Source organism: Pseudomonas sp. SBT1-2 (genome assembly GCF_028640875.1).
Lineage (GTDB): Bacteria > Pseudomonadota > Gammaproteobacteria > Pseudomonadales > Pseudomonadaceae > Aquipseudomonas > Aquipseudomonas chlororaphis_I.
In genome coordinates this window covers 74,745-98,730 of record NZ_JAQZAA010000076.1, presented here as the reverse complement: position 1 = coordinate 98,730, position 23,986 = coordinate 74,745, and the positions used below count along the sequence as shown (strand labels likewise).

At 64.7% G+C, this 23,986-nt stretch carries 20 protein-coding genes and 1 pseudogene; 8 read left to right on the top strand and 13 right to left on the bottom strand.

Annotated features, from left to right (window positions below):
* Window positions 1-337: 337 nt before the first annotated feature.
* Window positions 338-1,612, top strand: coding sequence for a type II toxin-antitoxin system HipA family toxin (locus PVZ78_RS13395; protein ID WP_273828786.1), 1,275 nt, complete (start codon window positions 338-340; stop codon window positions 1,610-1,612).
* A pseudogene (locus PVZ78_RS13390) lies at window positions 1,609-1,872 on the top strand (helix-turn-helix domain-containing protein); the annotation flags it as partial. The gene PVZ78_RS13395 and the pseudogene PVZ78_RS13390, both read left to right, overlap by 4 nt.
* Before the next feature lie 90 nt (window positions 1,873-1,962).
* Here the strand turns inward: PVZ78_RS13390 and PVZ78_RS13385 are convergent.
* Together PVZ78_RS13385 and PVZ78_RS13380 are read right to left on the bottom strand one after the other, a co-directional pair.
* Window positions 1,963-2,799 carry an amino acid ABC transporter permease gene (locus PVZ78_RS13385; protein ID WP_028683631.1) on the bottom strand — a complete coding sequence of 279 codons (837 nt, stop codon included), beginning with the start codon at window positions 2,797-2,799 and terminating at the stop codon, window positions 1,963-1,965.
* Window positions 2,796-3,617, bottom strand: coding sequence for an ABC transporter substrate-binding protein (locus tag PVZ78_RS13380; protein WP_025806960.1), 822 nt, complete (start codon window positions 3,615-3,617; stop codon window positions 2,796-2,798). The genes PVZ78_RS13385 and PVZ78_RS13380 overlap by 4 nt, the downstream gene beginning before the upstream one ends.
* A 111-nt stretch (window positions 3,618-3,728) precedes the next feature.
* Between PVZ78_RS13380 and PVZ78_RS13375 the strand changes: the two genes are divergently transcribed.
* Complete coding sequence (locus PVZ78_RS13375; protein WP_101284018.1) at window positions 3,729-4,628, top strand: homocysteine S-methyltransferase family protein; 900 nt, start codon at window positions 3,729-3,731, stop codon at window positions 4,626-4,628.
* A 115-nt stretch (window positions 4,629-4,743) separates the two neighbouring features.
* On the opposite strand, the gene PVZ78_RS13370 is transcribed toward PVZ78_RS13375, so the two are convergent.
* Genes PVZ78_RS13370 through PVZ78_RS13360 form a run of 3 tightly spaced genes read right to left on the bottom strand, consistent with a single transcriptional unit; the run spans window position 4,744 to window position 6,512 of the window.
* Complete coding sequence (locus PVZ78_RS13370) at window positions 4,744-5,415, bottom strand: GNAT family N-acetyltransferase (protein ID WP_273828785.1); 672 nt, start codon at window positions 5,413-5,415, stop codon at window positions 4,744-4,746.
* An 18-nt stretch (window positions 5,416-5,433) separates the two neighbouring features.
* Window positions 5,434-5,880 (bottom strand): GNAT family N-acetyltransferase, encoded by a 447-nt coding sequence (locus tag PVZ78_RS13365; protein WP_041988009.1) that lies wholly within the window; start codon window positions 5,878-5,880, stop codon window positions 5,434-5,436.
* Window positions 5,877-6,512: an FMN-binding negative transcriptional regulator gene (locus PVZ78_RS13360; protein ID WP_041988013.1), complete on the bottom strand. Its 636-nt coding sequence runs from the start codon at window positions 6,510-6,512 to the stop codon at window positions 5,877-5,879. Before PVZ78_RS13360 ends, PVZ78_RS13365 begins: the two co-directional genes overlap by 4 nt.
* Window positions 6,513-6,636: 124 nt before the next feature.
* On the opposite strand from PVZ78_RS13360, the gene pdxR reads away from it, so the two are divergent.
* Window positions 6,637-8,199: a MocR-like pyridoxine biosynthesis transcription factor PdxR gene (gene pdxR / locus PVZ78_RS13355; RefSeq protein ID WP_110176221.1), complete on the top strand. Its 1,563-nt coding sequence runs from the start codon at window positions 6,637-6,639 to the stop codon at window positions 8,197-8,199.
* Window positions 8,200-8,238: 39 nt separating this feature from the next.
* Complete coding sequence (locus PVZ78_RS13350) at window positions 8,239-9,450, top strand: YeeE/YedE family protein (RefSeq protein ID WP_273828784.1); 1,212 nt, start codon at window positions 8,239-8,241, stop codon at window positions 9,448-9,450.
* 126 nt (window positions 9,451-9,576) lie between these two features.
* Here PVZ78_RS13350 and PVZ78_RS13345 read toward each other — a convergent pair whose 3' ends face one another.
* The 8 genes from PVZ78_RS13345 to aspA all read right to left on the bottom strand — a co-directional run bounded on the left by PVZ78_RS13345 (window position 9,577) and on the right by aspA (window position 20,907).
* On the bottom strand, window positions 9,577-10,677 hold the full coding sequence (locus PVZ78_RS13345) for a polyamine ABC transporter substrate-binding protein (RefSeq protein ID WP_124339297.1): 1,101 nt from the start codon (window positions 10,675-10,677) through the stop codon (window positions 9,577-9,579).
* Between the two features lie 14 nt (window positions 10,678-10,691).
* On the bottom strand, window positions 10,692-11,723 hold the full coding sequence (locus PVZ78_RS13340; protein WP_273828783.1) for a histone deacetylase family protein: 1,032 nt from the start codon (window positions 11,721-11,723) through the stop codon (window positions 10,692-10,694).
* 164 nt (window positions 11,724-11,887) lie between these two features.
* Window positions 11,888-13,804: an ankyrin repeat domain-containing protein gene (locus tag PVZ78_RS13335; protein WP_273828782.1), complete on the bottom strand. Its 1,917-nt coding sequence runs from the start codon at window positions 13,802-13,804 to the stop codon at window positions 11,888-11,890.
* A 71-nt stretch (window positions 13,805-13,875) separates the two neighbouring features.
* A complete protein-coding gene (locus PVZ78_RS13330; protein ID WP_041988033.1) occupies window positions 13,876-14,868 on the bottom strand; it encodes an AraC family transcriptional regulator in 993 nt (330 codons plus the stop codon).
* 195 nt (window positions 14,869-15,063) lie between these two features.
* Window positions 15,064-16,068 carry an asparaginase gene (locus PVZ78_RS13325; RefSeq protein WP_124340913.1) on the bottom strand — a complete coding sequence of 335 codons (1,005 nt, stop codon included), beginning with the start codon at window positions 16,066-16,068 and terminating at the stop codon, window positions 15,064-15,066.
* A gap of 99 nt (window positions 16,069-16,167) precedes the next feature.
* Window positions 16,168-17,613, bottom strand: coding sequence for an alanine/glycine:cation symporter family protein (locus tag PVZ78_RS13320; protein ID WP_016704014.1), 1,446 nt, complete (start codon window positions 17,611-17,613; stop codon window positions 16,168-16,170).
* A gap of 677 nt (window positions 17,614-18,290) precedes the next feature.
* A complete protein-coding gene (locus PVZ78_RS13315; protein WP_273828781.1) occupies window positions 18,291-19,016 on the bottom strand; it encodes a hypothetical protein in 726 nt (241 codons plus the stop codon).
* Between the two features lie 466 nt (window positions 19,017-19,482).
* Entirely contained in the window at window positions 19,483-20,907 is a 1,425-nt protein-coding gene (gene aspA / locus PVZ78_RS13310) for an aspartate ammonia-lyase (RefSeq protein ID WP_007928510.1), read from the bottom strand.
* A 181-nt stretch (window positions 20,908-21,088) separates the two neighbouring features.
* Here aspA and PVZ78_RS13305 point away from each other — a divergent pair, with 181 nt between their 5' ends.
* The 3 genes from PVZ78_RS13305 to PVZ78_RS13295 all read left to right on the top strand — a co-directional run bounded on the left by PVZ78_RS13305 (window position 21,089) and on the right by PVZ78_RS13295 (window position 23,985).
* Complete coding sequence (locus PVZ78_RS13305) at window positions 21,089-22,006, top strand: LysR substrate-binding domain-containing protein (RefSeq protein WP_009041373.1); 918 nt, start codon at window positions 21,089-21,091, stop codon at window positions 22,004-22,006.
* Between the two features lie 393 nt (window positions 22,007-22,399).
* On the top strand, window positions 22,400-22,891 hold the full coding sequence (purE, locus tag PVZ78_RS13300) for a 5-(carboxyamino)imidazole ribonucleotide mutase (protein ID WP_009051611.1): 492 nt from the start codon (window positions 22,400-22,402) through the stop codon (window positions 22,889-22,891).
* A gap of 11 nt (window positions 22,892-22,902) precedes the next feature.
* Window positions 22,903-23,985, top strand: a complete 1,083-nt coding sequence (locus PVZ78_RS13295; protein ID WP_016703122.1) for a 5-(carboxyamino)imidazole ribonucleotide synthase — start codon at window positions 22,903-22,905, stop codon at window positions 23,983-23,985.
* The last annotated feature ends 1 nt before the right edge of the window (window position 23,986 follow it).

Here is a 23,986-nt window from a genome sequence, read left to right as displayed (position 1 = left end):
AACGAATGGCGTACGGTTACCGGGATAGCGAATTCTTTTTCATGAAGATCAAGAGCGTCTTTCCCGGTATTCCGTGAAGAACCTTTTTTTTGCCTGTTGCCAGGCGCTGGCGGAACAGTCCGGCGTGCCGCCGCAAGCCGCCTGAGGGGGTATTTTCAGCCTTTGGGAGGGGCTATTTAAGTGCAATTTAATACACTTATTTCATCCTGAAATTAATCTATCTGCATTAGAATGCACGCAATTGCCATACGGCTCATTGAAAGTGCATCAAATTGCAGGTGATACAGTGCTTCGGCTGACGTTGCAGCTCTACCGCGCAGGGGCGTGGAGCGACGCCATGACCCTGACCTTCGACAGGCCTGAACAGGGCTTCGCCAGCCCCTGCAGTTTTGGTTATGTGCAGCAGTACCTGGTGGATAACCTGGAGGCTGTTGGCAGTCCGCTGGCCAGGTCGGTCAGTGCGCAGATTCCCCTGGGCTGGGAGCCTTGGCGCGAAGATCGGGCCCCGGCCTTTCTCTATGACCTTGCCCCGACAGCGGCGGCCGGGCGCTTCCTGCTGCGCCAGATTGGCCACGAGCGGCCGGACGGCATGGGCGTCGAATTGTTCCTGTTGGCCCGCTCCACGGCGGCGCCCCTCGGCAACCTGCGGATCAAGGAGTCGCTGACGGGGTTGCGCCGGCGTCCGGCGCTGGGGTTTTCCCAGGACCAGGTGATCGCCCTCGATAACCGCTTTCTCGAGTACGCCCATGAGCAGGGCGTGGCTTTCGGCGGTACCGCGAGCATCGGTGACCAGGCCCCCAGGCTGTTGCTGACACAGAACCCTGAGGGCCTGCTGTACCCCGACGCACTGCTCGACGATGTCTCGGCGGCGCGCCACTGGTGGGTGAAGTTCCCGCGTAACCCGGCCACGCAGAATGCCGGCGACATCCTCAGGAGCGAGTTCCACTATTACCGGGCGCTGCAGCAACTGGGCATCGATACGCTGCCGGCCGAGGGCCTGGCCCTGGAAGAGGGGCCCAGGCCCAGCCTCTGGATGCAGCGCTTTGACCGCCGGGTGACGCAGGCGGGTGTCGAGCGCCTGGCGGTGGAGTCGATCTATTCCCTGGCGGGGCTGGTGGGCCATGGACAGGGAATGCGGCACACCGAGGTGTTGGGGATTCTTGCCGAGTTGTGGCGGTCCACGGGCCAGGAGTCGTCGATCCCCGAGCTGGTGGCGGATTACCTGCGCCGGGATCTGCTCAACAAGATCCTCGGCAACTCGTCCAACCATGGACACAACATCTCGATCATCCGCACCGAAGCTGCGGTGCAACTGGCGCCAATCTACGATCTGGCGCCCATGGTCATGGACGACGAGGGCATTACCCGGACCATCAAATGGCCCGGGCGCATGGAGGTGGCGGGTGACGTGGACTGGCGCCTGGTGTGCGCGAGCCTGAAGCCGCTGATCGACCCTGAAGCCGCCCTGGCGCGCCTGCGGGAGGATGCCGAACGGCTGCGGGCCCTGCCGGACCTGTTGAGCGCCAGTGGCTTGCCCGATGCCACCCTGAATCACCCGCGCATTCACTTGCGCCACTTGGACCGGCGCCTGCAGGAGTGGGGACTGCGATGACTACAACCCTGGAAGAGCGCGGCGCGCTGATCGACAACATCCAGCAGGAGCTGGCTGCCGGCCGTTTGCCGCTGGGCGATGCGGTCAGGCGCCTGCGCACCGAAGTCACGGGGCTGCACCAGAGCCAGTTCGCCAGGATGTGCCGGATTTCCCTGCGCACCCTGATCCACATCGAACACGGTGACGGCAATCCGACCCTCAAGTCGCTGAACGCGGTGTTCAAGCCCTTCGGTTTGCAGATGGGGGTGGTGAATGTGCAGAAAGCCAGTCGCGCCCGCTCGCTGCTCAATGATCTGGAGCGCCTGGAAAAGGGCCCGGGCATACCCGGGCCCTCGGCGCTCAACTGAGCTTCAACCGCGCTGGGCGTAAGCCTTGCCGTAATGCCTTTCCATCCGCGCCTGGATCAGTTCCAGGCCGATCGACAGCAGCCAGTAGATGATCGCCGCGGTGCTGAGCATTTCGATGTAGCGGTAGCTGGAGCGGCCATAGGACTGGGCCAGGAACATCACTTCCCAGACGCCCATCACCGAGATCAGCGACGAATCCTTGAGCATCGAGATGAACTGGTTGGTGGCCGGCGGAATGATGGTGCGCATGGCTTGCGGCAGGGTCACGCGCCAGAAGATCACGCTGTCGCGCATGCCCAGCGCCAGGGAGGCTTCGCGCTGGCCGTGGGGCACGCCGAGGATGCCGGCGCGGAAGATCTCGCTGAGGTAGGCGCCGTAGTTCAGCGACAGGGCGATGATCCCCGCGGCGATGGCGCCCGGCACCACGCCCAGCTGCGGCAGGCCGAGGTAGATCAGCAGGATCTGGATCAACAGCGGCGTGCCGCGAAAGAACGAGGCGTAGAAGCTGGCGATGCCAAAGGCCACGGCGCTTTTCGACAGCCGGGCGAGGGCGGTGACGAAGCCCAGCAGCGACGACAGCGCGATCGAGCAGAGGCAGAGGAACAGGGTCAGCGCCGCGCCTTGCAGAAAGCCGTTGGGGGCCAGGGTCACCCCGAGCAGGTTGGGCAGCTTGTCGAGGATGATCGAGAACTTCAGGTCGAAGCTCAGGAAGAAACTGGCGAACAGGCCGAATAGCACCGCCCAGGTCAGGTACAGGCGGGTGCGGAAACCGAAGAGGCGTTTGAGCGGCGGCTCGGCCAGCGTTTGTGGTGGCCGAGGTGGTTGGGAAAAAGAAGTCATTGGCTGATGTCGGCGCCGATCCATTTCTGCGAGAGCTTGCTCAGGGTGCCGTCCTGCTTCAGCTGGGCGAACACTTCACGGACCTTGGCATGCCACTGGGCGTCGCCTTTCTCGATGGCCACCGAGTTGGGCTCGGCGTACAGTGGCTCGCCGGCGAGCTTGAAGCGCGGGTCCTGGGCCAGGCGCGGCTGGGCGGTCACCAGGTTGGTGAGGATCGCGTCCAGGCGCACGCCAGCGCCCAGGCCGAGGTCCTGGAAGGCCACGTTGTCGGTGTCGTACGGGGCGATCTGCACGTTGTCGAACGGGTACTGCAGCTGGGTGTCCTCGGCGCCCTCGATCACCAGGTTCTTGTTCAGGTAACTCTCGTAGCTGGAAGCGCTGGTCAGGCCGACCTTCTTGTCGCTCAGGTCCTTGGCGCCGTGGATGCGCTGGTCCTTGGCGTTGACCACGATCACCGCCGGCGAGGCGTAGTACTGCACCGGAAAGTCGAAGACCTCGGCGCGGGCCTTGCTCGGGGTCATGGAGCAGATGCAGATGTCGTAGCGACCGCTCCAGCGGCCGGCGGCGATCACGTCCCAGGACGGCGTTTCCAGGCGCAGCTTCACCCCCAGTCTGTCAGCCACGGCCTTGGCCACGTCGACGTCGAAGCCGTCGAGCTGGTTCTGATCGTTGAGGAAGGAGAAGGGCGGGTAGCTTTCCATCAGTACGCCCACCAACTCTTTTTTCTGTTCGATACGGTCCAGGGTAGCGCCGGCAAAGGCCTGGCTGGAGGCAGCGAGAATCGTCAGGCCGAGGGCCAGCAGCGGTTTAAAATTCATGGAAGTCCCGAGCAGAAAAAAGGTTGTTATTAACCGAATGGTGCGTATTAAATAGTTATAAGAACGACTCAGATAGTGAGTTATTTTCATAAGCATATGAGTAAAGAGCATATGGGCGCAGACAGCAGGGTAATTCTGGATGGCGGCATGGGTCGTGAACTGCAACGCCGCGGGGCGCCATTCAGGCAGCCCGAGTGGTCGGCGCTGGCCCTGAGTGAAGCGCCGCAGGCGGTGGAAGCGGTGCATGCGGCTTATATCGAAAGCGGTGCCAATGTCATCACCAGCAACAGCTACGCGGTGGTGCCGTTCCACATCGGCGAAGCGCGGTTTGCCGCAGAAGGGCAGGCGCTGGCGGCCTTGGCCGGTGAGCTGGCGCGGCGAGCGGTCCAGGCTTCCGGCAAGCCGGTGCGGGTCGCCGGTTCGCTGCCGCCGCTGTTCGGCTCCTACCGCCCGGACTTGTTCGAGGCCGACCGCGCCGCGGAGTTGCTGGCCCCGCTGGTCAACGGCCTGTCCCCCCATGTCGACCTGTGGCTGGCGGAAACCCAGAGCTCCACGGTCGAGGCGCGGGCGATCCATGCCGGCCTGCCCAAGGACGGCAAGGCCTTCTGGCTATCGTTCACCTTGCACGATGAGAACCCTGACGAGGTGCCGCGCTTGCGCTCCGGCGAGCCGGTGGCGGACGCGGCGGCGGTGGCCGCCGAACTGGGGGTGGAAACCCTGCTGTTCAACTGCAGCCAGCCGGAAGTGATAGGCGCGGCGATCGACGCGGCGCGGGCAACCTTCGAGCGGCTGGGGGTGAAGATCCATATCGGCGCCTACGCCAACGCCTTCCCGCCGCAACCGAAGGAAGCCACGGCCAACGATGGCCTCGATCCGTTGCGTGAAGACCTCGACCCGCCGGGTTACCTGCAGTGGGCGGCCGACTGGCGGCAACGCGGCGCCAGCCACCTGGGCGGTTGCTGCGGTATCGGGCCGGAGCACATCGCCGTGCTGGCGCAGAAGCTGGCTTAAAAGCATCGCGGGCAATCGAGCGTCGACCGGCCGCTCCTACAGGTTCAGCACCCGGCCTTGTAGGAGCGAGGCTTGCCCGCGATGACGTCAGATCAAACACCACGGGACAAGGGCGTTACCCCCGGCACTCCACCAACCCCTTCACCTGCCCCGAACCGCTCTGGTTGTCCTCGCTCAACCAGCGCTCGAACCCCGCGCCGACCTTCGGCCACTCGGAATCGAGGATCGAATACCAGGCGGTATCGCGGTTCTGGCCCTTGACCACCATGTGCTGGCGGAACACCCCCTCGAAGCTGAAGCCCAGGCGCTCGGCCGCATAACGCGAGCGGGCGTTGGCGTTGTTGCACTTCCATTCCAGGCGGCGATAACCCAGGGCGAAGGCTTCCTTGGCCAGCAGGTACACCGCTTCGGTGCTCTTGGGCGAACGCTGCATGGGCGCGCCGAAGGTGACGTGGCCGATCTCGATGCGGCCCTGGGCCGGGACGATCGACATCAGGCTGAGCAAGCCCTGCACCTGGCCGCTGGCCCGGTCGATCACGCTGAAGAAATACGGGTCGCTGTTGGTCGCGTGGTTGTTCAGCCAGTCATTGAAGGCGCTGCGTTCGGTAAAGGGGCCGTAGGGCAGGTAGTCCCACAGCTTGGGGTCGGCGCCCGGGCCCTGGAAGGCTTGCCACAGGTCGTCGGCGTGGCGCGCCGGGTCGAGTTTTTCCAGGCGGATGAAGCGCCCTTCGAGCAGGGTGGTCGACGGCGGCGGCACGCCTTGCCAGTCGGCGAGTGAGGTCGGCATGGGAATCTCCTTGAACGCTTAAAGGGCTTTGCGAAATTGAATGAAACCCGGGCGTTCGGCAATCCGTTCGTAGAGCTGGATGGCGGTGGCATTGGTTTCGTGGGTCAGCCAGTGGACCTTGCAGCAGCCGTCGGCCTTGGCGGTGGCGTAGACGAATTCGATCAGTTGGCGACCGACGCCGGTGCCGCGTTGCTCCGGGATCACCAGTAGATCCTGCAGGTAGCAGGAATTCTCGATGCTCCAGTTGGAGCGGTGGTAGATGAAATGCACCATGCCCACCGCCTGCTCGCCGTCCCAGGCCAGGGCGGCGTGGGTCGGCTCGGCGGCATCGAGGAAGCGCTGCCAGGTGCTGCGGGTGACCGCATCGGCCAGCTCGGTGTCGTAGAACCGCAGGTAGGCCTGCCACAGCGGCAGCCAGGTTGCGTGATCATTGGCGGTGACGGGACGGATCTGGATCTGGCTCATGGCTGCTCCTGGCGCATCAGTTGGGAAATGCTCTGGTCATGGGGATCGGCGCTGGTGGCCAATCCGTCGCGCACGCCGTCGATGTCGGCGGCGGTGCGGTTCTGGCTGAGTTTGCGTTTGCCCTCCAGGCGCTGGATCGGCAGGGCGAAACCGACGATGGCGCGCAGCATGCTGTCCATGAACTCGGCGGGGGCGTCCTCGAATTTCCAGGGGCTGGCGCGGCCGGCTTCATGCTGGTTGGTCAGGGCGCTGACCACTTCGCGGATGCGCTGCGGCTCATGGAACACCTCGGCCACGCCATAGGCATGCACGCTCACGTAGTTCCAGGTCGGCACCACTTTGCCGTGCTCGGCCTTGCTCGGGTACAGCGACGGGCTGACGTAGGCCTCGGCGCCCTGGAAGATCAGCAGCGCCTCGGCGCCGTTGGCCAGTTCCTGCCATTGCGGGTTGGCCCTGGCCAGATGGCCGTAGAGGGTGCCGTACGGGCCCTGGTCCGGGGCGAACAACAGCGGCAGGTGATTGGCCTGCAGGCCGCGTTCCCCGTAGGTCACCAGGGTGGCCAGGCGGGTTTCCCCGATCAGCTGGTGCAGGGTGGGCAGGTCTTCTTCGGCGAAAGCGCGGGGTAGGTACATGGAAAAATATCCTTGGCGAATGGCTGCATCCTAGGCAGGCTATTGGTCTGTTGTAAGAGCCATCTTTGGTCATTTTCATAGGTCCATTTGATCGCTCTTTCCCGTCGCTCAGAGGGGCAAGCCCATGAACAGCCCGACATTGCCGCTTTCCTTCAACCCCGCCGGTATCGAGCTGGACCGCGGTCAGGGCCTCAGCCGCCAGCTGTACCAGGCGTTGCGCCAGCGGGTGCTGGACGGCCGGCTGGCCAGCGGCACGCGGCTGCCGGCCAGCCGCGACCTGGCGGCGGCCCTGGAGATTTCCCGCAACAGCGTGGTGCGTGCCTACGACCAGCTGTACGCCGAAGGTTTTATCGAAGGCCGGGTCGGCGACGGCACCTATGTGGCGCAATTGCCCGAGAGCCGGTTGCCAATCAAAAAGGCGGTGAAAAATTTATCCACAAAAGTATCCACAGGGTTATCACCAGGCTTACCCACAGGGTTATCCACAAAAAGCGCGAATTTACCTGGGATTACATCCAGTAAAGTTATCCACAGCGAGGCGTTGGAGCGGGTCGAACAGCATCATTTGTCGACCCCGCAAAGCGGTCCGCCACGGGCTTTTCGGGTGGGGATTCCGGCCTTCGATCTGTTTCCGTTCGAGGTCTGGGCCAAGCTGAATGCGGCTTTCTGGCGCAAGCCGGATCTGGGCCAGCTGTGTTATGGCGATTCGGCCGGCGAAGAACGTCTGCGCGGATTGATCGCGGCCTACCTGCGCAGTTCACGCGGCATGCAGTGCAGCGCTGAACAAATTGTGATCACCAGTGGTGCACAACAGGGCATAAGCCTTTGTGCACAGTTGCTGGTGAACCCCGGCGACGGCGTGGCTGTGGAAAACCCCGGCTATCGGGCGGCGGGGCATGCCTTCGCGATTGCCGGCGCACGCCTGCACGGGGTGGCGGTGGATAACGAGGGCTTCGACTGTGCAGCCCTGGCGGGCCTGAGCGATTGCCGCCTGGCCTATGTCACGCCGTCCCACCAGTACCCCACCGGGGTGACCCTGAGCCTGGCCCGGCGCCTGGAACTGCTGGCCTGGGCCGAGCGCAGCAACGGCTGGATAGTCGAGGACGACTATGACGGCGAGTACCGCTACAGCGGGGCACCGCTGGCACCCTTGGCGGCCCTCGACCGGCAGGGTCGGGTGCTGTACGTCGGTACCTTCGGCAAGGTCGCGTTCCCGGCCTTGCGCCTGGGTTACCTGGTGTTGCCGCCGGCGCTGGTGCAGCCCTTCGCCCAGCGCCGGGCGGTGGATGTGCGCCACTCCGAGGTCAGCACCCAGGCGGTGATGGCCGAATTCATGGCCGCCGGGCATTTCCAGCGGCATATCCGGCGCATGCGCCGCGCCGCCTTGAGCCGGCGCGATGCCTTATTGGCCGGCTGGCCTGTGGATATCCCCGGAGTAGGCAAGTTGCCGAACGTGGCGGCGGGCCTGCACCTGACGATCCCGGTGGACAGCCTGGCCCGGGAGCAGGAACTGGTGGCGCAGGCCGCGGCGGTGGATGTCGAGATCAATGGCCTGAGCAACTACTGGCTGCCGGATTCACCGCTGCCGCAGGACCAGCGCGCGGGGCTGGTGCTGGGCTTCGCCGCGGTGCCCGAGGCCGCTATCGCCTGTGCCCTGGAGCGTCTGCGTCGGGCCTGGGGCGTGTGACGGCTATACTCGCGGCCATTGTCTTTGCCGAGAACCCTTATGAGCCTGACTCTTTCCGCGGTGCCCGAACGCAAGTTCGGTGCGCCCTTGTTCGCTTTGATCGCGCTGCTGGCCGGCGCTGTATTCCTGCAGGCCCAGGTCGGCTCGCGCCAGGTGTGGCTGTTGCTGCTGGGCGCGGCCCTGGGCCTGACCCTGTATCACGCGGCCTTTGGTTTCACTTCGGCCTGGCGGGTGTTCATCCGCGATCGTCGCGGCGCCGGCCTGCGGGCGCAGATGGTCATGCTGGCGCTGGCGGTGCTGCTGTTCTTCCCGGCCCTGGGCGCGGGCAGTCTGTTCGGTTCGCCGGTCACGGGGCTGGTGGCGCCGGCCGGGGTCTCGGTGATTGTCGGTGCGTTCATCTTCGGTATCGGCATGCAGCTGGGCGGCGGTTGCGCGTCCGGCACGCTGTTCACCGTGGGCGGCGGTAACGCACGGATGCTGGTGACCCTGCTGTTTTTCATCTGCGGTTCGCTGATCGCCACCCACCATGTGGACTGGTGGTTTGCCTTGCCGTCGCTGCCGCCGGTTTCCATCGTGCAGCGCTTCGGTGTGGCGCCGGCATTGGGGCTCAGCCTGGGTCTGTTCGCCTTGATTGCCCTGGTCACGGTGCGCCTGGAAAAGAACCGCCACGGCGCGCTGGAAGCACCGCTCGACAGCGCGCACCAAGGCTGGCGCCGTCTGCTGCGCGGGCCCTGGCCGCTGGTGTGGGGCGCGGTCGCCCTGGCCTTGCTGAACTTCGCCACCCTGGCCCTGGCCGGACGGCCCTGGGGCATCACCTCGGCGTTTGCCCTGTGGGGCGCCAAGGTCGCCAGCGGGCTGGGGGTGGATGTCGGCGGCTGGGTGTTCTGGCAGGGCGCGGCGAACGCCAAGGCCCTGGCCGCGCCGGTGTGGCAGGACATCACCAGCGTGATGGATATCGGCATCGTCTTCGGCGCCTTGCTGGCGGCGGGCCTGGCCGGGCGTTTCGCGCCGAGCCTGAAGATTCCTGCGCGTTCGCTGGTGGCGGCGGTGATCGGTGGTTTGCTGCTGGGCTACGGTTCGCGCCTGGCCTACGGTTGCAACATCGGCGCCTACTTCAGCGGCATCGCCTCCGGCAGCCTGCACGGCTGGTTGTGGCTGGTGGCGGCCTTTATCGGCAACGGCGTGGGCGTGCGCCTGCGGCCGTGGTTCTTTGCCGAGGAACGCCAGCCGCAAGGGCTGACGGGGTGTTGAATCGACCTTGAGCTTCTAGCTTCTGTAGGAGCGAGGCTTGCCCGCGATGAACGATAACGCGGTGTAGCCGATACNCGGCGTCCCTATCGCGGGCAAGCCTCGCTCCTACAGACAGGCGCCGGGCGATCAGGTCCCGGCCTTGATCTTGGTCCAGGCCCGGGTCCGTGCCCGTTCTGCGTCGCGGGGTAGCGGCTGCAAGGTGTACAGCGTGCTCATCGCCGTGTCGGTCGGGTACAGGTTGGGGTTGTTGCGGATCGCCGGATCGACCAGTTCGGTGGCGTCCTTGTTCGGGTTCGGGTAGCCGACGAAGTCGCTGACCGGGGCGATCACCTTGGGTTGCAGCAGGTAGTTGATGAAGGTGTAGGCATCGTCCGGGTTCTTCGCGCCTTTGGGGATCGCCAGCATGTCGAACCAGATCGGCGCCCCTTCCTTGGGCAGGCGCATGTCCACCACCACCCCGTTCTTGGCTTCCTTGGCGCGGTTGGCGGCCTGGGAGAAGCTGCCGGAATACCCCACCGCCACGCAGATGTCGCCGTTGGCGATGTCGGCCATGTACTTGGACGAATGGAAGTAGGTGACGTAGGGGCGGATCTTCAGCAGCAGCGCTTCGGCCTTGGCGTAGTCCGCCGGCTGCTTGCTGTTGGGGTCCAGGCCCAGGTGCTGCAGGGCCAGCGGCAGGATCTCCGACGGCGAGTCGAGCAGGGCCACGCCGCACTGCTTGAGCTTGCTGATGTTCTCTTCCTTGAAGATCAGGTCCCAGCTGTCCACCGGCGCGTTCTCGCCGAGGGCGGCCTTGACCTTGGCCGGGTTGAAGCCGATCAGGATGGTGCCGTACATGTAGGGCACGGCGAACTTATTGCCCGGGTCGTTGGCTTCGATCAGCTTCATCAGCTTGGGATCGAGGTGGTTCCAGTTCGGCAGCTTGCTGCGGTCCAGCGGCTGGAACACCCCGGCCTCGATCTGCTTGGCGAGGAACACGTTGGACGGTACCACCACGTCGTAGCCGGAGTTGCCGGTCAGCAGCTTGGCCTCCAGCGCCTCGTTGGTGTCGAAGATGTCGTAGATCAGCTTGACCTGGCTGTTCTCGGCCTTGAAGTCTTCCAGGGCCTTGGGGGTGATGTAGTCGAACCAGTTGTAGACACGCAGGGTACGTTCTTCAGCCTGTGCGGCACCGCCCAGCAGCGCCGCGCAGAGCGCGGGCGCGATGTAGCTTTTGAGCCTGTTCATGTTGCGGGTTTCCTTCACTGGGCGCTTTGAAAGCCTTCGAGAACGTTCACGGCGTTGATGCCGATTTCTTCCACCGCGTAGCCGCCTTCCATGACGAACAGCGTCGGCGTGCCCAGGGCGGCGATGCGTTGCCCCATGGCCAGGTAGTCCGGGCTGTCGAGCTTGAACTGCGAGATCGGGTCGTCCTTGAAGGTGTCCACGCCCAGCGACACCACCACGATGTCGGCGCCATAACGGCGGATTTCCTCGCAGGCCTGTTCCAGCACCGCGCTCCAGCTGTCCCAGCCGCTGCCGGCGGGCAGCGGGTAGTTGAAGTTGAAGCCAACCCCTGCGCCTTCGCCGAGCTCGTCCGCATAACCCAGGAAGAACGGGAATTCGGCTTCCGGGTGGCCGTGGATCGAGGTGAACAGCACGTCGTTGCGCGCGTAGAAAATCGACTGGGTGCCGTTGCCGTGGTGGTAGTCGACGTCGAGGATCGCGACCTTCTTGTGGCCCTGGTCGAGGAAGGCCTGGGCGGCGATGGCCGCGTTGTTCAGGTAGCAGTAGCCGCCCATCAGGTCGCCGGCGGCGTGGTGTCCCGGTGGCCGGCACAGGGCGAAGGCACTGCGCGCGCCGCGCTGGATCACCGCCTGGGCGGTCAGGGCGACTTGCGCGGCGCTGTAGGCCGCCTGCCAGGTGCCGGCGGTGATCGGCGCGCCGCCGTCGAAGCTGTAGTAGCCGAGCTGGCCATGCAGGCTGGTGGGGATCACGCTGCGCAGGGTGCGCGCCGGCCAGGTGTAGGGCAGCAGGTCGCCGTCGATGCCCTGGGCCGCCCAGCGGTCCCAGGCGCCCTTGAAAAAGTCCAGGTAGGCGCGGCTGTGGATGCGTTCGATCGGCCCCAGGCCGAAGTCCCTGGGCGCCTCGACCGGGCCCAGGTTGCGATATTTCACGCGGTCCAGCACGTGGTCGGCGCGCGACGGCATTTCGAAGCAGGGCATCAGTTGCCCGTCGATCAGTTCGCAGCGGCCGTGGTGCAGGTGGTGATCGTCCGAGTAGATCGTCAGCATTTCTTGTTCTCCGCAGGCTGGTTCGGTGCTCACAGTCTTGCGGCGCCAGGCTTTTTGGAGAACGGCAGGAGCGGCCAAAAGGGGATCGATATGGCCAAAACGTTTGACCGAAATTCGCCCCCCCCTGACGCAGCACGGCACCCCATTGCGGGGCGCCAGCGGGTTCAGCTTGCGGACGGTACTTGAATGAAGCGCTGCAGCACCTGGAGCATGTCCTCGCGTTTTTTCCGGGCAATGATATCCAACAGCAGGACGCGACCCTTTTTCTCGCAACGCTGGCCGACATCGGGATCGGCGCCTTTTTCCAGCAGCAGGGTGAACATGTCCAGGGTCTCCTGCTGGCTGACAGTGGGCGACTTGTCGTCGGCGGAGGTCTTGTCGGCGACGAACATCAGCAGGCTCTGGCCCATGGGCTGGTCATGGCAGGTGCCACGACCGTAGCTCAGGTTGAGGTTGGCGCCGGCATCTATCAGCAGCCTCATGGCCGCGTAATTGTTGCCCCAGAAGGCCCGGTACAGTGCGGTTTCGTTGTCATCCACGGTCCGCAGTTCGAGGTTCTGCGGGTGTTGCAGCAGCCAGGTGAAGCCTTCGAGGTTGCGCTTCTGCTCGGCCAGTTGCAGCAGCGGGGTGTAGCCCCGGCTGTTTTGCTCGTCGATGGCGACGCCGGCCTCCAGCAGGAACTTCAGGCGCCCGCCCTGGCTCAGGTCGGGGCTGTCCTTGAGGTCACGCTCCATGGCCAGCAGGGCCAGGGTGCTCCAGTTGTACTGGCCGCTGGTATGGGCGCCGTGGGCCAGCAGCAGTCGGGCGATCTCCAGGTTTGGCGCGTCCAGGGCGTGCAGCAGCGCGCTGCGCCCGTCATCAGCCATGACTTCGCCGCTGACGCCACCGGCCAGCAAGCGCCGGACTTCGGCGTCGTCGCCCGCGTCCACGGCGGCCACCAGCGGCCAGAAGCCCTGGCACGCCTGTGGGTTGGCGGACTTCAGGCCCAAACGCTGCAATACCCGCGGCGGCACGCTCAATTGGCGTTGCAGGCGCATGCCGCAATACAGCCGATAGCGCTCGATGGCACGGCCCTGGTGGATGTTGTCCAGCGGCCGTTGTTCGAACTGGGCCCAGTCCAGGTCGGCCAGGTTGAGGTAGGTCGGCATGCGCCCGGGTTCCCGGCGCAGCACCTCCAGCAGCCAGGGGCGGGCGGTTTTCAACTGGCCGGCCTCGCTGCTCCAGTAGGCGACGTCGTTGAGCAGGCCCGGGTACTCGCTGCGGTCCTGGGCGATGGTGCGAAAGTCATGGGCGGCGAAGAAACCTTCCACCTGGCGGATGCCCGGCGCCTTGTCCTTGGCTTTGCGCAGTTGCTCGTGGAGCTCACGGAACTGGGTCCAGACGTCGTCCGCCGTGGCCGGTGGCGAATAGGCATTGAAGGTGATCGGCCCCGTGCCGCTGCTGAAGGGGCGGAACCACTGGGGAAAGCGCTGCAGGGCATACAGCCACTGTTGCTCGATCTCGCTACCGATCGGTTGCAATGGGGTGAAGTCCATCTGGGTCAGGTCGCGGCGGTGACTGATGGCCAGCATCGGCTGTTGTGGATAACGCTGGTCGATCAACAGATAACGCTGGCTGAGCTGCCAGTCCGGGCTGATGCAGTTGAAGCTCAAGGGCGTCAGGCTCAGCCCGACTTCGAGTTGATTGCTGGGCGGCCAGTTGTCCGAGACCTGGATCGGGTCGTCCGGCGAGACGCAGGCCCGCAGTTCCTCGGGGCTGAACAGCGGCAAGGGCGGCGACTTGTAGATGCGCTGCTGGTACTGCGCGTCCTGATAGGCGTTGAGATAGAACAACCCGCGGTACTGGCTGAGCACGATCCGCGCCGGAAGCTGCGCAAGGCCGGGCAGGGGGAACGGCTTGATCTGCAGGGTGGCGGTTTCCGGTTCGTCCAGGACAATGCCGCGGGAGACTTGCCACCATTTGATCTTGGCCAGGTCCAGGTCGAATGCCTGGGCGGCGGGTGCGACAGTGAGCATCAGCAGCGTCAGGCAGATCCCGTAAAAGCGGTTGTGCCTGGCAACAGTGCCTGTGAAGAGTTTCAAGATTGCAGTCCCTTGCCGGTATGAAAGGCCGGCAATGTAATGCAATCGGCGGTTTTATGCCGGGGTTTGTGTCAGGGCCGGAACTGGCTGGGAGCGACGCCGCTCCAGCGCACGAAGGCATGGCGGAAGCTCGCGGTTTCGCTGAAGCCCAGGGCCTCGGCGATGCGGTAGATCGGCAGGTCGTCCTCGCAGAGCATCTGCTTGGCCCGCTCGAAACGCAGCTCGTCGAGCAACTCCTGATAGCTGCAACCCAGGTCCTTGAGGTGCCGGCGCAGGGTGCGGGCCGAGCAGTTCATCTGTTCAGCCAGGCCTTCCAGGCCCGGCGCGGCGTCCAGTTGCGCCGCCAGCAGCTGGCGGATGCGCCCCAGCCAGGCCTGGCGCCCGGTGAATTCGGTGTTCTGTTTGCGGCAGCGTTCGGCCATGGCCTGGTGGGTGATGGCGTCCGCCAGGGGCAGCGGCTGCTCGAGCCAGCGCCGGTCGAAGGCGAAGGCGTTGGACTTTGCATCGAATTGCAGCGGGCAGTCGAAACGCTCGGCGTAGCGACCCTGGTAGTCGGGGGCGGGGTAGTCGAAGCGGGCGCCGCGCAAGGGCAGCGGATGGCCCAGCAGGTCGTCGCAGATGACCTTCAACGACACCAGGCAGAACTCGATATTGAAGGTCGCCAGCGCCGGGTTCTCGCGGTAATCCGCGGCGGTCAGCCAGATCAGCTCGCCGTCCGCTTCCAGGCTCAGCTCGAAAAGTGTTCCCAACAGCGCCGGATAACGCAGCGCCAGGCGCAAAGCGTCACCTAAGGTGGCACTGGTGAGCAGGGCATAACCGAGCATGCCGTAGCTGGAAACGTGCATGCGCCGGCCCAGCTCCAGGCCGATATCCCGTTGCAGGGCCACGGCGTTGGCGCACACCAGCATTTCCTGGTTGGTGGTGATGCGGGTGTCGGCGCGGCTCAGGTCGGCGGCGTTGATGCCGCTGCCAGCCAGCAGCGCTTCGCTGTCCTGGCCCTGGTCCTTGAAGGTATTGAGCACCAGCGAGACGGCGTTGAGGGTGGTGAGGTGGGAATGCAGCATGTCCGTTTCCAGCCCGGGGGATGCTGAAAACGGAGCAATTTGTATGCCGCGCCTGCGGCGAACGCCAATGATGGTGTGGGGCGGTTGTTGGATCGCCGCGTTGCGGCTATCGCGAGCAAGCTCGCTCCTACAAAGGGCTGTGGAGCTTCTGTAGGAGCGAGCTTGCTCGCGATTACGGTGAACGATGACGCGTTGTCAGCTCAGCTCACCGCACAGGTCCAGCTCCACCAGGCGCCGCACTTCGGCGGTGTCCAGGCCGGCGCCGAGCAGGGCGTTGAGCTTGCCGAACGCCGCTTCGCGGGTCATGCCGCCGCCGGACAGCACGCCGACGCTGCGCAGGCGGCTGCCGGCTTCGTAGATGTCCAGCTCCACGCCGCCTTCATGGCATTGGGTGATGGCCACCACCACGATGCCCTGTTCCCGGGCGCGTTGCAGGCTGGCCAGGAACTGCGGGTTGTCGCTCGGCCCGGTGCCGCTGCCGAAGCACTCCAGTACCAGCGCCTGGAGGCCGCTGCCCAGCAGGGCGTCGAGCTGTTCGGCGGCGATGCCGGGCACTAGCGGCAATACGCCGACCCTGGCCAGTTGCTTGCTCTGGCGGTAATCCAGCTGCGGCGGAATCGACGTCGCCTTGGCTGCGCCGCCCTGGCGCTGCAAGGCCGCGAACGGATGACGGCCGAAGCTGCGGATTTTCGCGCAACGGGTCGGCGCCAGCAGTTCGCCGTGGAAGTACAGGTGCACGCCCGGGGCCAGGCCCTGGCCGAGGGCGACCAGCGCGCCGCCGAGGTTTTCCCAGGCATCGCTGTCGGTCACGCCGGCCGGCAGCATCGAGCCGGTGAACACCACGCGGGCATGTAGGCCCAGCAGCTGGAAGCTCATGGCCGCGGCGCTGTAGGCCAGGGTGTCGGTGCCGTGCAGGATCAGCACGCTGTCGCAGCCCTGCACGTCGACCGCATCGACCACGGCTTCGCGCAGGCGCTGCCAGTAGGCGGGGGTCATGTTGGCGCTGTCGATCAGCGGCGCCATCTCGCGAAAGCGCCAGTTGGGCACCACCAGCTCGGGCTGGCTGTGCAGGTAGTCGCGCATCCGCGCCTCGAAACCCGAGGCCGGGGCCAGGCCATGGGCGCTGGCCTGCATGCCGATGGTGCCGCCGGTGTAGAGCACCATGACGTTCTGCGCGGCAGGATAGGTGTTGGCATTCATTGGGGAGTCTCCGGAACGATGACAGCGTGCGGTCGAGCATGACGCCGACCGCAGGGAGTGTCACGTCGGGCGCAAGACATGCGCCCGGTTTTTACCCGATCAGCGTTGCGCTGCGGGAATGCCTTGCGGCTGAGCGTCAGCCTTGACAGCAACCGACGGGCTGGTCGGCCAGGCCTTCAGGTCCAGGTCCAGATCGGGAAATTTGCTGGAGTCGAACACAGGCTGGTCGACGCCGGCGCGGCGCTGCTCGTCGTAGTCGCGCATTACGCGCAGGCCGACCTTGAACAGCATGGCCAGCGCTACCAGGTTGACGAAGGCCAGGCAGGTCATGGTGATGTCGGCGAAGGCGAACACGGTCGAAAGGTCCTGCATCGAACCCCAGACCACCAGCGCCAGCACCAGGCCGCGGAAAGTCATCAGCGCAGCGCGGTTGCGGGTGAGGAACTGCAGGCTGTTCTCGCCCAGGTAGTAGTTGTAGAGGATGCAAGTGAAGACGAACAGCGACAGCGCGACGCTGACGAACATGCGGCCCCAGTCACCGACCACGGCGGCCAGCGAGTTCTGGGTCAGGACGATGCCGTCACCTTCGAAGCCCGGGGTGTAGAAGCCCGACAGCAGGATCAGCAGCGCGGTGCAGGTGCAGATCACGAAGGTGTCGAGGAACACGCTGAAGGCCTGGACCACACCTTGGGCGCCGGGGTGCTTCACGGCGGCCACGGCGGCGACGTTCGGCGCACTGCCCAGGCCCGCTTCGTTGGCGAACACACCACGCTTCACGCCCATGATGATGGCGCTGCCGAGCAGGCCGCCGAAGGCCGGGTCGAGACCGAAGGCGCTCTTGAAGATGGTTTCCAGCATGGCTGGCACGTGTTCGATCTGGGTGCCGATCACGTACAGGGTCACGCCGATATAGGCCAGGGTCTTGATCGGTACCAACAGGTCGGACACCGAGGCGATGCGCTTGATGCCGCCGATGAAGGTGATGGCCAGCAGCACTGCCAGGACGATACCGGTGTGTTGCGGGTCAAAAGCAAAGGCGTTCTGCAGCGAGTGGGTCACGGTGTAGGACTGCAGGCCAATGAAGGCGAAGCCGTAGGTGACCAGCAGCAGGATCGAGAACACCACCGCCATGCCTTTGAGCTTGAGGCCGTGCTGGATGTAGTAAGCCGGGCCGCCACGGTACAGGCCGTCGCCATCGGCGCGCTTGTAGACCTGGGCCAGGGTGCATTCGAAGAAGCTGCTGGACATGCCGACCAGTGCGGTCACCCACATCCAGAACACCGCACCCGGACCACCGAGGGTCACGGCGATGCCGACACCGGCGATGTTGCCTGCACCGACGCGGCCGGCAAGGCTGAGCATCAGGGCCTGGAACGAGCTGAGTTGTCCGGCGCTGCCTTTGAGGCTGTCGCGGAACACCGCGAACATGTGGAAGAAGTGGCGCAATTGAACGAAACGCGAGCGGATCGTGAAGTAGCTACCGAGCCCGACAATGAGCACGATCAGTACTTTCCCTGAGAGGAAGTCGTTGATGACTTCGAGCATGGAGTATTCCTCGCTGTTTTTTGTAAAGGCAGAAGCTGGGCGGTCCGAAACATCGCGTTACACACCGTCGCGCAGGCAGCACGACAGGTGGGGCGAGTGTTCGTCCCGGTTCCAATTCGCGGGTTGTTATTAGTTCGGGTTCCCCGTGAGGTTGAGCCTCGTTACCGACGGCTGCCCACGTGAAGAGGGGGCGCACTATACCGGTGCGCGCGCCCGCCGTCTGCATGTTGCGTGTCGAGCCGAGGAACGGCAGGCGGGGAAAGGGGCTGAATCGGTTCTTGTGGGAGCGCGTTGGCGCGCTTTGCGCAGGCGCGGCCGGTGGGCTGGGATGGGCGTCAATGATGACGCGGTGGGGCTGGTGAAGCGCCGCTTTGCGGCTGTCGCGAGCCTGCGAAACGGTTGCAAAACCTGCCAGTGCGATTCGGCCGATGTGCTGCAGCGCCTGGATTACGGTCCCTGCGGTACCGATCGCAGCCTCGCAAGCTCGGCAACGGCTACGCAGCGGTTACATACCGTTCATACAGCCTGTGCCTGGCAACGATTACGTAGCGATTACGTAACGGTTACATAGCTATTACGTAGCGGGCTAAGGTCCAGCAGATGGGGCTGAACCCGATGTCCCTGTTCGGATGAGGGCGGTAATCCAGCGGTTTGGGCAAAGCCCGGCCGCTCGCCGCTCAGGCTGGAAACTGCGGTACATGCTGTTCCACCCACTCGAACAGGCGCTCATCGAGCTGCGGCCGGTAACGGTTGTAGGCGTCCTGGTGGTTGTTGAAGAGCGGGTCCTGATTGACTCGTATGGCCAGCGCGCTAGGGCTGTCGCTCGCGGCATGGCTCGCCCTCAGGTGTTTCTGTCGCTGGTCGGCCTGTTCCAGGGTGTCCGCCAGGGCATCCAGTTGCAGGTGCCGGAATTGGGTGATGACCTGGGGCAGGTGAAAGTGCAGGGCACTGTCAAAGCCTTCCCAGCCCTCAAAGGCCAGCCACTCGTGGAGCACCATGAAGCAGCGCGGCGCCGGTGCCAGTCGTTCCAGCTGTTCGAAGGCCAGCCAGTACTGTCGTTGTAGCTGCTCGGCGACTTCTATGGCCTGGGCGATCAGGTCCAGGGCCCGGCCCTTGTCTCGGTGATGTTTACGCAGGATGCGCTGGGTCAGGGTGAAGCGCGCTTCTTCAATAGCGCTCAAGGCGCGGCCCAGGTCATAACCGGCGTTGTGCAGCGGCTCCCGGACTTGCTCCAGGGGCAGCCCGGACTTACTCGCCAGCACCTGCAGCAGCTCGTTCTTGTAGTGCTCGGCAGCCTGCTGGGGGTTGCCTGCGCAGCGTTCGAGCAAGGCCTGGGCATGGCGCAGGCCCACGGGGATCAAGCTGCGCAGTTGCTGTATGGCCTGGAATTGCGTCGGGTCCATCGACGGCGGTGCCTCGGTGTCTGATTGGGCGGGAGGCCGATTATCCTCCGCGTTGGGGGAGTGTGCTTGTTTGAAACGAGTGGTTTGCCAGGCAGATTGTACTGTCAGGTTTTGCGGCCCCTGCGGTGCCGATCGCAGCCTCGCAGGCTCGGCAGCGGCTACGGGCCAATGTCGATCCGGGATCGATGGTGTCGCGGGTTGTGATCGGTCGGAGGGATGCGGCGATCTTAATGCTGATGACGCTCGTTGGTGTAGCCGCTGCCGCAGGCTGCGATCGGCTTGGGCGGCACTCCGACGAAGCGGGCGTGGCGATTTCAAGGGCAAAGAGCATCGATGGGAAAACGGCAGGCCGTTTCCAGCAGGCAAAAAAAAGGGCTTGGAGAAGAATCTCCAAGCCCTCAAAAGGTGAGAGGTGTCTAGTCCCTCGACCTGGTGAGCGGTGCCCTGTGGCCAGGGCGGGCGTTGGTCAGGCTTTGAGCGGGACCAGACGCGGGGCAATCATGTTTTCCGGGCGCAGGATGTCGGCGAGCATGGCGTCGTCGAGCAAGCCTTCTTCACGCACCAGTTCCAGTACGCCGCGGCCGCTTTCCAGGGCGATGCGGGCGATACGGGTGGCGTTTTCATAGCCGATGTACGGGTTCAGCGCGGTGACCAGGCCGATCGAGTGCTCGACCAGTTCGCGGCAGCGCTGCTCGTTGGCGGTGATGCCGGTGATGCAGTGCTCGCGCAGCATGTCCATGGCACGTTGCAGCAGGCGGATCGAGTCGAAGATCTTGAAGGCGATCAGCGGCTCCATCACGTTCAGTTGCAGCTGGCCGCCTTCGGCCGCGATGGTCAGGGCCAGGTCGTTGCCGATGATCTGGAACGCCACCTGGTTGACCGCTTCCGGGATCACCGGGTTGACCTTGCCGGGCATGATCGAGCTGCCTGGCTGACGCGCTGGCAGGTTGATCTCGTTGATCCCGGTGCGTGGGCCGCTGGACAGCAGGCGCAGGTCGTTGCAGATCTTCGACAGCTTGACCGCGGTGCGCTTGAGCATGCCGGAGAACAGCACGAAGGCGCCCATGTCGGAGGTGGCTTCGATCAGGTCGGCGGCCGGTACCAGCGGCTGGCCGCTGATGGTGGCCAGGCGCTGAACGGCCAGGGCCTGGTAACGCGGGTCGGCGTTGATGCCGGTACCGATGGCGGTACCGCCCAGGTTCACTTCGGTCAGCACTTCAGGCGCCAGGGTCTTCAGGCGGGCCAGGTCTTCGCTCAGGGTGGTGGCGAAGGCACGGAACTCTTGACCCAGGGTCATTGGCACGGCGTCTTGCAGCTGGGTACGACCCATCTTCAGGACGTGGCTGAATTCTTCACCCTTGGCGGCGAACGACTGGATCAGGCTGTCGAGGCTGGCCAGCAGCGCGTCGTGGCCCAGCAGCAGACCCAGGCGGATCGCGGTCGGGTAGGCGTCGTTGGTCGACTGCGCCATGTTCACGTCGTTGTTCGGGTGCAGGTACTGGTATTCGCCCTTGCTGTGGCCCATGGCCTCCAGCGCGATGTTGGCGATGACTTCGTTGGCATTCATGTTGGTCGAAGTGCCAGCGCCGCCCTGAATCATGTCCACCACGAATTCTTCGTGGAAATCGCCGCGGATCAGACGAGCACAGGCTTCGCTGATGGCAGCGTGCTTGGCTTCGCTCAGGTGACCCAGCTCGCGGTTGGCGTCAGCAGCTGCCTGCTTGACCATTGCCAGGGCCACGACCAGTTTTGGGTAGTGCGAAATCGGAACGCCGGAGAGGCGGAAGTTGTTCACCGCTCGCAGGGTCTGGATGCCGTAATACGCTTGAGCAGGTACTTCGAGTACGCCAAGCAGGTCTTTTTCTGTGCGGAAAGATGCAGCGGAGGACATGATAGAAATCATCTCGATATGGACCCGGTCTGTGCCGGAACGCTGCGAATCCTAGGCCTGTGGGAAAATTTGGGCCAATGCTGTTAAACACTGGCCTATGCATAAACGGCATAATGCCCATGTGACGCCGCTTGCATGGCAAGCGTGCGACCTAAAATGGTGCGCTCCCCGGGAGGACGTGATGAATCTGGAAAGCAAATGGCTCGAGGACTTCAGTGCCCTGGCTGCCACCCGCAGTTTCTCGCAGGCCGCCGAACGGCGCTTCGTGACCCAGCCGGCCTTCAGCCGGCGGATCCGCAGCCTGGAAGCGGCGCTGGGGCTGACCCTGGTCAACCGCTCGCGCACGCCGATCGAACTGACGGCGGCGGGGCAGCTGTTCCTGGTGACCGCGCGCACGGTGGTCGAGCAACTGGGTGAAGTGCTGCGGCACTTGCATCACCTCGAAGGCGGGCAGGGCGAAGTGATGCAGGTCGCCGCGGCGCACTCCCTGGCCCTGGGCTTCTTCCCGCGCTGGATCGCACAGTTGCGTAACGAAGGCTTGAACATCGCCACGCGGCTGGTGGCGACCAACGTCGGCGACGCCGTGCATGCCCTGCGCGAAGGCGGCTGCGACCTGATGCTGGCCTTCTACGACCCGGATTCGGCGATGCAGATGGACCCGGAAATTTTTCCTTCGCTGCACCTGGGGCAGACCGAGATGCTGCCGGTGTGCGCGGCGGATGCCGCCGGCAAGCCGTTGTTCGACCTGGAAGGCGAGGCCAGCGTGCCGCTGCTGGCGTACAGCGCCGGGGCGTTTCTCGGGCGTTCGGTGAACCAGCTGCTGCGCCAGCGCAACCTGCGGTTCACCACGGTGTATGAAACCGCCATGGCCGACAGCCTCAAGAGCATGGCCCTGGAAGGCCTGGGGATTGCCTGGGTGCCGCACCTGAGCGTACGCGCCGAACTGGCCCGCGGCGAACTGGTGGTCTGCGGCGGCGCGCAATGGCATGTGCCGCTGGAGATCCGCCTGTACCGCTGCGCCCTGGTGCGCAAGGCCAACGTCCGGTTGCTGTGGCGCAAGCTGGAAGGTGGCGCGGCGCAGGGCACAGGCAACACCTGACCTGTAGCCGCTGCCGAAGGCTGCGCTCGCTCTGGGCGGCACTCCGTCGCAGGGGGCGCAAAACCTGGCGACGCGGTCTGTCTGAAGGATTGGGAATACCGCCTTTGCGCCGGCTTCGCCGTCGATCGCAGCCTGCGGCGGCGGCTACAGGAATCTGGCAACGATCCTGGCCCATGCTGACTGACCCCGAAGTCAATAAAACCGCCGCTTTGCGCCTGAAACATGATGTATGACAGATGGTCGGCAAAAGTGCGTTTAACTCGCCTTTTTCGGTATACTGCGCGGCCTTCGGCCGGTTTGCCCGGCCATAATTCGTACAATCAAGCCACGCACTCTGCGTGGCTTGTTGTTTTTTGACGCGCCTGCGGGCGCCCAGAGAGAAGAGGCACGACGATGAGTGCACTGGTTGGCGTGATCATGGGCTCCAAGTCCGATTGGTCCACCCTTAGCCACACCGCCGATATGCTGGAAAAGCTCGGCATCCCTTACGAGGTGAAAGTGGTCTCTGCCCACCGCACCCCGGACTTGCTGTTCCAGTACGCCGAAGAGGCCGAATCGCGTGGCATCGAGGTGATCATCGCCGGTGCCGGTGGCGCGGCCCACCTGCCAGGCATGTGTGCGGCCAAGACCCACCTGCCGGTGCTGGGCGTTCCGGTGCAGTCGTCGATGCTCTCGGGCGTGGACTCGCTGCTCTCCATCGTGCAGATGCCCGCGGGCATTCCGGTCGCCACCCTGGCCATCGGCAAGGCCGGCGCGATCAACGCCGCGCTGCTGTCGGCGAGCATCCTCGGCGCCAAGCATCCGCAATTTCATACCGTGCTGAAAAAATTCCGCGCTGAGCAGACAGACAGCGTCCTGGACAATCCAGACCCACGCGTCGCCTGAGGTTTTTGACGATGAAGATCGGTGTAATCGGTGGCGGCCAGCTGGGTCGCATGTTGGCTCTGGCGGGCACTCCGCTGGGGATGAACTTCGCTTTCCTCGACCCGGCGCCAGATGCCTGTGCCGCTGCCCTGGGCGAACACCTGCGAGCCGATTACGGCGATCAGGATCACCTGCGCCAGCTGGCTGACGAAGTGGACCTGGTGACCTTCGAGTTCGAAAGCGTGCCGGCGGAAACCGTGGCCTTCCTGTCGCAGTTCGTCCCGGTCTACCCGAGCGCCGAAGCCCTGCGCATCGCTCGCGATCGCTGGTTCGAGAAGAGCATGTTCAAGGACCTGGGGATTCCCACCCCGGCGTTCGCCGACATCCAGTCGCAAGCCGACCTGGAAGCCGCCGTGGCCAGCATCGGCCTGCCGGCCGTGCTGAAAACCCGCACCCTGGGTTACGACGGCAAGGGCCAGAAAGTCCTGCGCGGCCCTGAAGACGTGGCCGGCACCTTTGCCGAGCTGGGCAGCGTGGCCTGCCTGCTGGAGGGCTTCGTGCCGTTCACCGGCGAAGTCTCGCTGATTGCCGTGCGCGCCCGCGATGGCGAAACCCGCTTCTACCCGCTGGTGCACAACACCCACCACAGCGGCATCCTCAAGCTGTCCGTGGCCAGCAGCGATCACCCGCTGCAGGCCCTGGCCGAAGATTATTCCAGCCGCGTGCTCAAGCAGCTGGACTATGTCGGTGTGATGGCGTTCGAGTTCTTTGAAGTCGACGGTGGCCTCAAGGCCAACGAGATCGCACCGCGGGTGCACAACTCCGGGCACTGGACCACCGAAGGCGCCGAGTGCAGCCAGTTCGAAAACCACCTGCGGGCCGTCGCCGGCCTGCCGCTGGGTTCGACCGCCAAGGTCGGCGAGAGCGCGATGATCAACTTCATCGGCGAAGTGCCGGCGGTGGAGAAGGTCATCGCCATCGACGATTGCCACCTGCATCACTACGGCAAGGCCTTCAAGGTCGGGCGCAAGGTCGGTCACGCCAACTTGCGCTGCAAGGACAAGGCAACCCTCGAGGCGCAGATCCTCAAGGTCGAAGCGTTGATCGCCGAATAAC

What these genes read in the sequence shown, in the direction of transcription:
- PVZ78_RS13395 (WP_273828786.1), top strand. Translation starts at nt 338, where the DNA reads ATGACCCTGACCTTCGACAGGCCTGAACAGGGCTTCGCCAGCCCCTGC.
- PVZ78_RS13385 (WP_028683631.1), bottom strand. Translation starts at nt 2,799, where the DNA reads ATGACTTCTTTTTCCCAACCACCTCGGCCACCACAAACGCTGGCCGAG.
- PVZ78_RS13380 (WP_025806960.1), bottom strand. Translation starts at nt 3,617, where the DNA reads ATGAATTTTAAACCGCTGCTGGCCCTCGGCCTGACGATTCTCGCTGCC.
- PVZ78_RS13375 (WP_101284018.1), top strand. Translation starts at nt 3,729, where the DNA reads ATGGGCGCAGACAGCAGGGTAATTCTGGATGGCGGCATGGGTCGTGAA.
- PVZ78_RS13370 (WP_273828785.1), bottom strand. Translation starts at nt 5,415, where the DNA reads ATGCCGACCTCACTCGCCGACTGGCAAGGCGTGCCGCCGCCGTCGACC.
- PVZ78_RS13365 (WP_041988009.1), bottom strand. Translation starts at nt 5,880, where the DNA reads ATGAGCCAGATCCAGATCCGTCCCGTCACCGCCAATGATCACGCAACC.
- PVZ78_RS13360 (WP_041988013.1), bottom strand. Translation starts at nt 6,512, where the DNA reads ATGTACCTACCCCGCGCTTTCGCCGAAGAAGACCTGCCCACCCTGCAC.
- pdxR (WP_110176221.1), top strand. Translation starts at nt 6,637, where the DNA reads ATGAACAGCCCGACATTGCCGCTTTCCTTCAACCCCGCCGGTATCGAG.
- PVZ78_RS13350 (WP_273828784.1), top strand. Translation starts at nt 8,239, where the DNA reads ATGAGCCTGACTCTTTCCGCGGTGCCCGAACGCAAGTTCGGTGCGCCC.
- PVZ78_RS13345 (WP_124339297.1), bottom strand. Translation starts at nt 10,677, where the DNA reads ATGAACAGGCTCAAAAGCTACATCGCGCCCGCGCTCTGCGCGGCGCTG.
- PVZ78_RS13340 (WP_273828783.1), bottom strand. Translation starts at nt 11,723, where the DNA reads ATGCTGACGATCTACTCGGACGATCACCACCTGCACCACGGCCGCTGC.
- PVZ78_RS13330 (WP_041988033.1), bottom strand. Translation starts at nt 14,868, where the DNA reads ATGCTGCATTCCCACCTCACCACCCTCAACGCCGTCTCGCTGGTGCTC.
- PVZ78_RS13325 (WP_124340913.1), bottom strand. Translation starts at nt 16,068, where the DNA reads ATGAATGCCAACACCTATCCTGCCGCGCAGAACGTCATGGTGCTCTAC.
- PVZ78_RS13320 (WP_016704014.1), bottom strand. Translation starts at nt 17,613, where the DNA reads ATGCTCGAAGTCATCAACGACTTCCTCTCAGGGAAAGTACTGATCGTG.
- PVZ78_RS13315 (WP_273828781.1), bottom strand. Translation starts at nt 19,016, where the DNA reads ATGGACCCGACGCAATTCCAGGCCATACAGCAACTGCGCAGCTTGATC.
- aspA (WP_007928510.1), bottom strand. Translation starts at nt 20,907, where the DNA reads ATGTCCTCCGCTGCATCTTTCCGCACAGAAAAAGACCTGCTTGGCGTA.
- PVZ78_RS13305 (WP_009041373.1), top strand. Translation starts at nt 21,089, where the DNA reads ATGAATCTGGAAAGCAAATGGCTCGAGGACTTCAGTGCCCTGGCTGCC.
- purE (WP_009051611.1), top strand. Translation starts at nt 22,400, where the DNA reads ATGAGTGCACTGGTTGGCGTGATCATGGGCTCCAAGTCCGATTGGTCC.
- PVZ78_RS13295 (WP_016703122.1), top strand. Translation starts at nt 22,903, where the DNA reads ATGAAGATCGGTGTAATCGGTGGCGGCCAGCTGGGTCGCATGTTGGCT.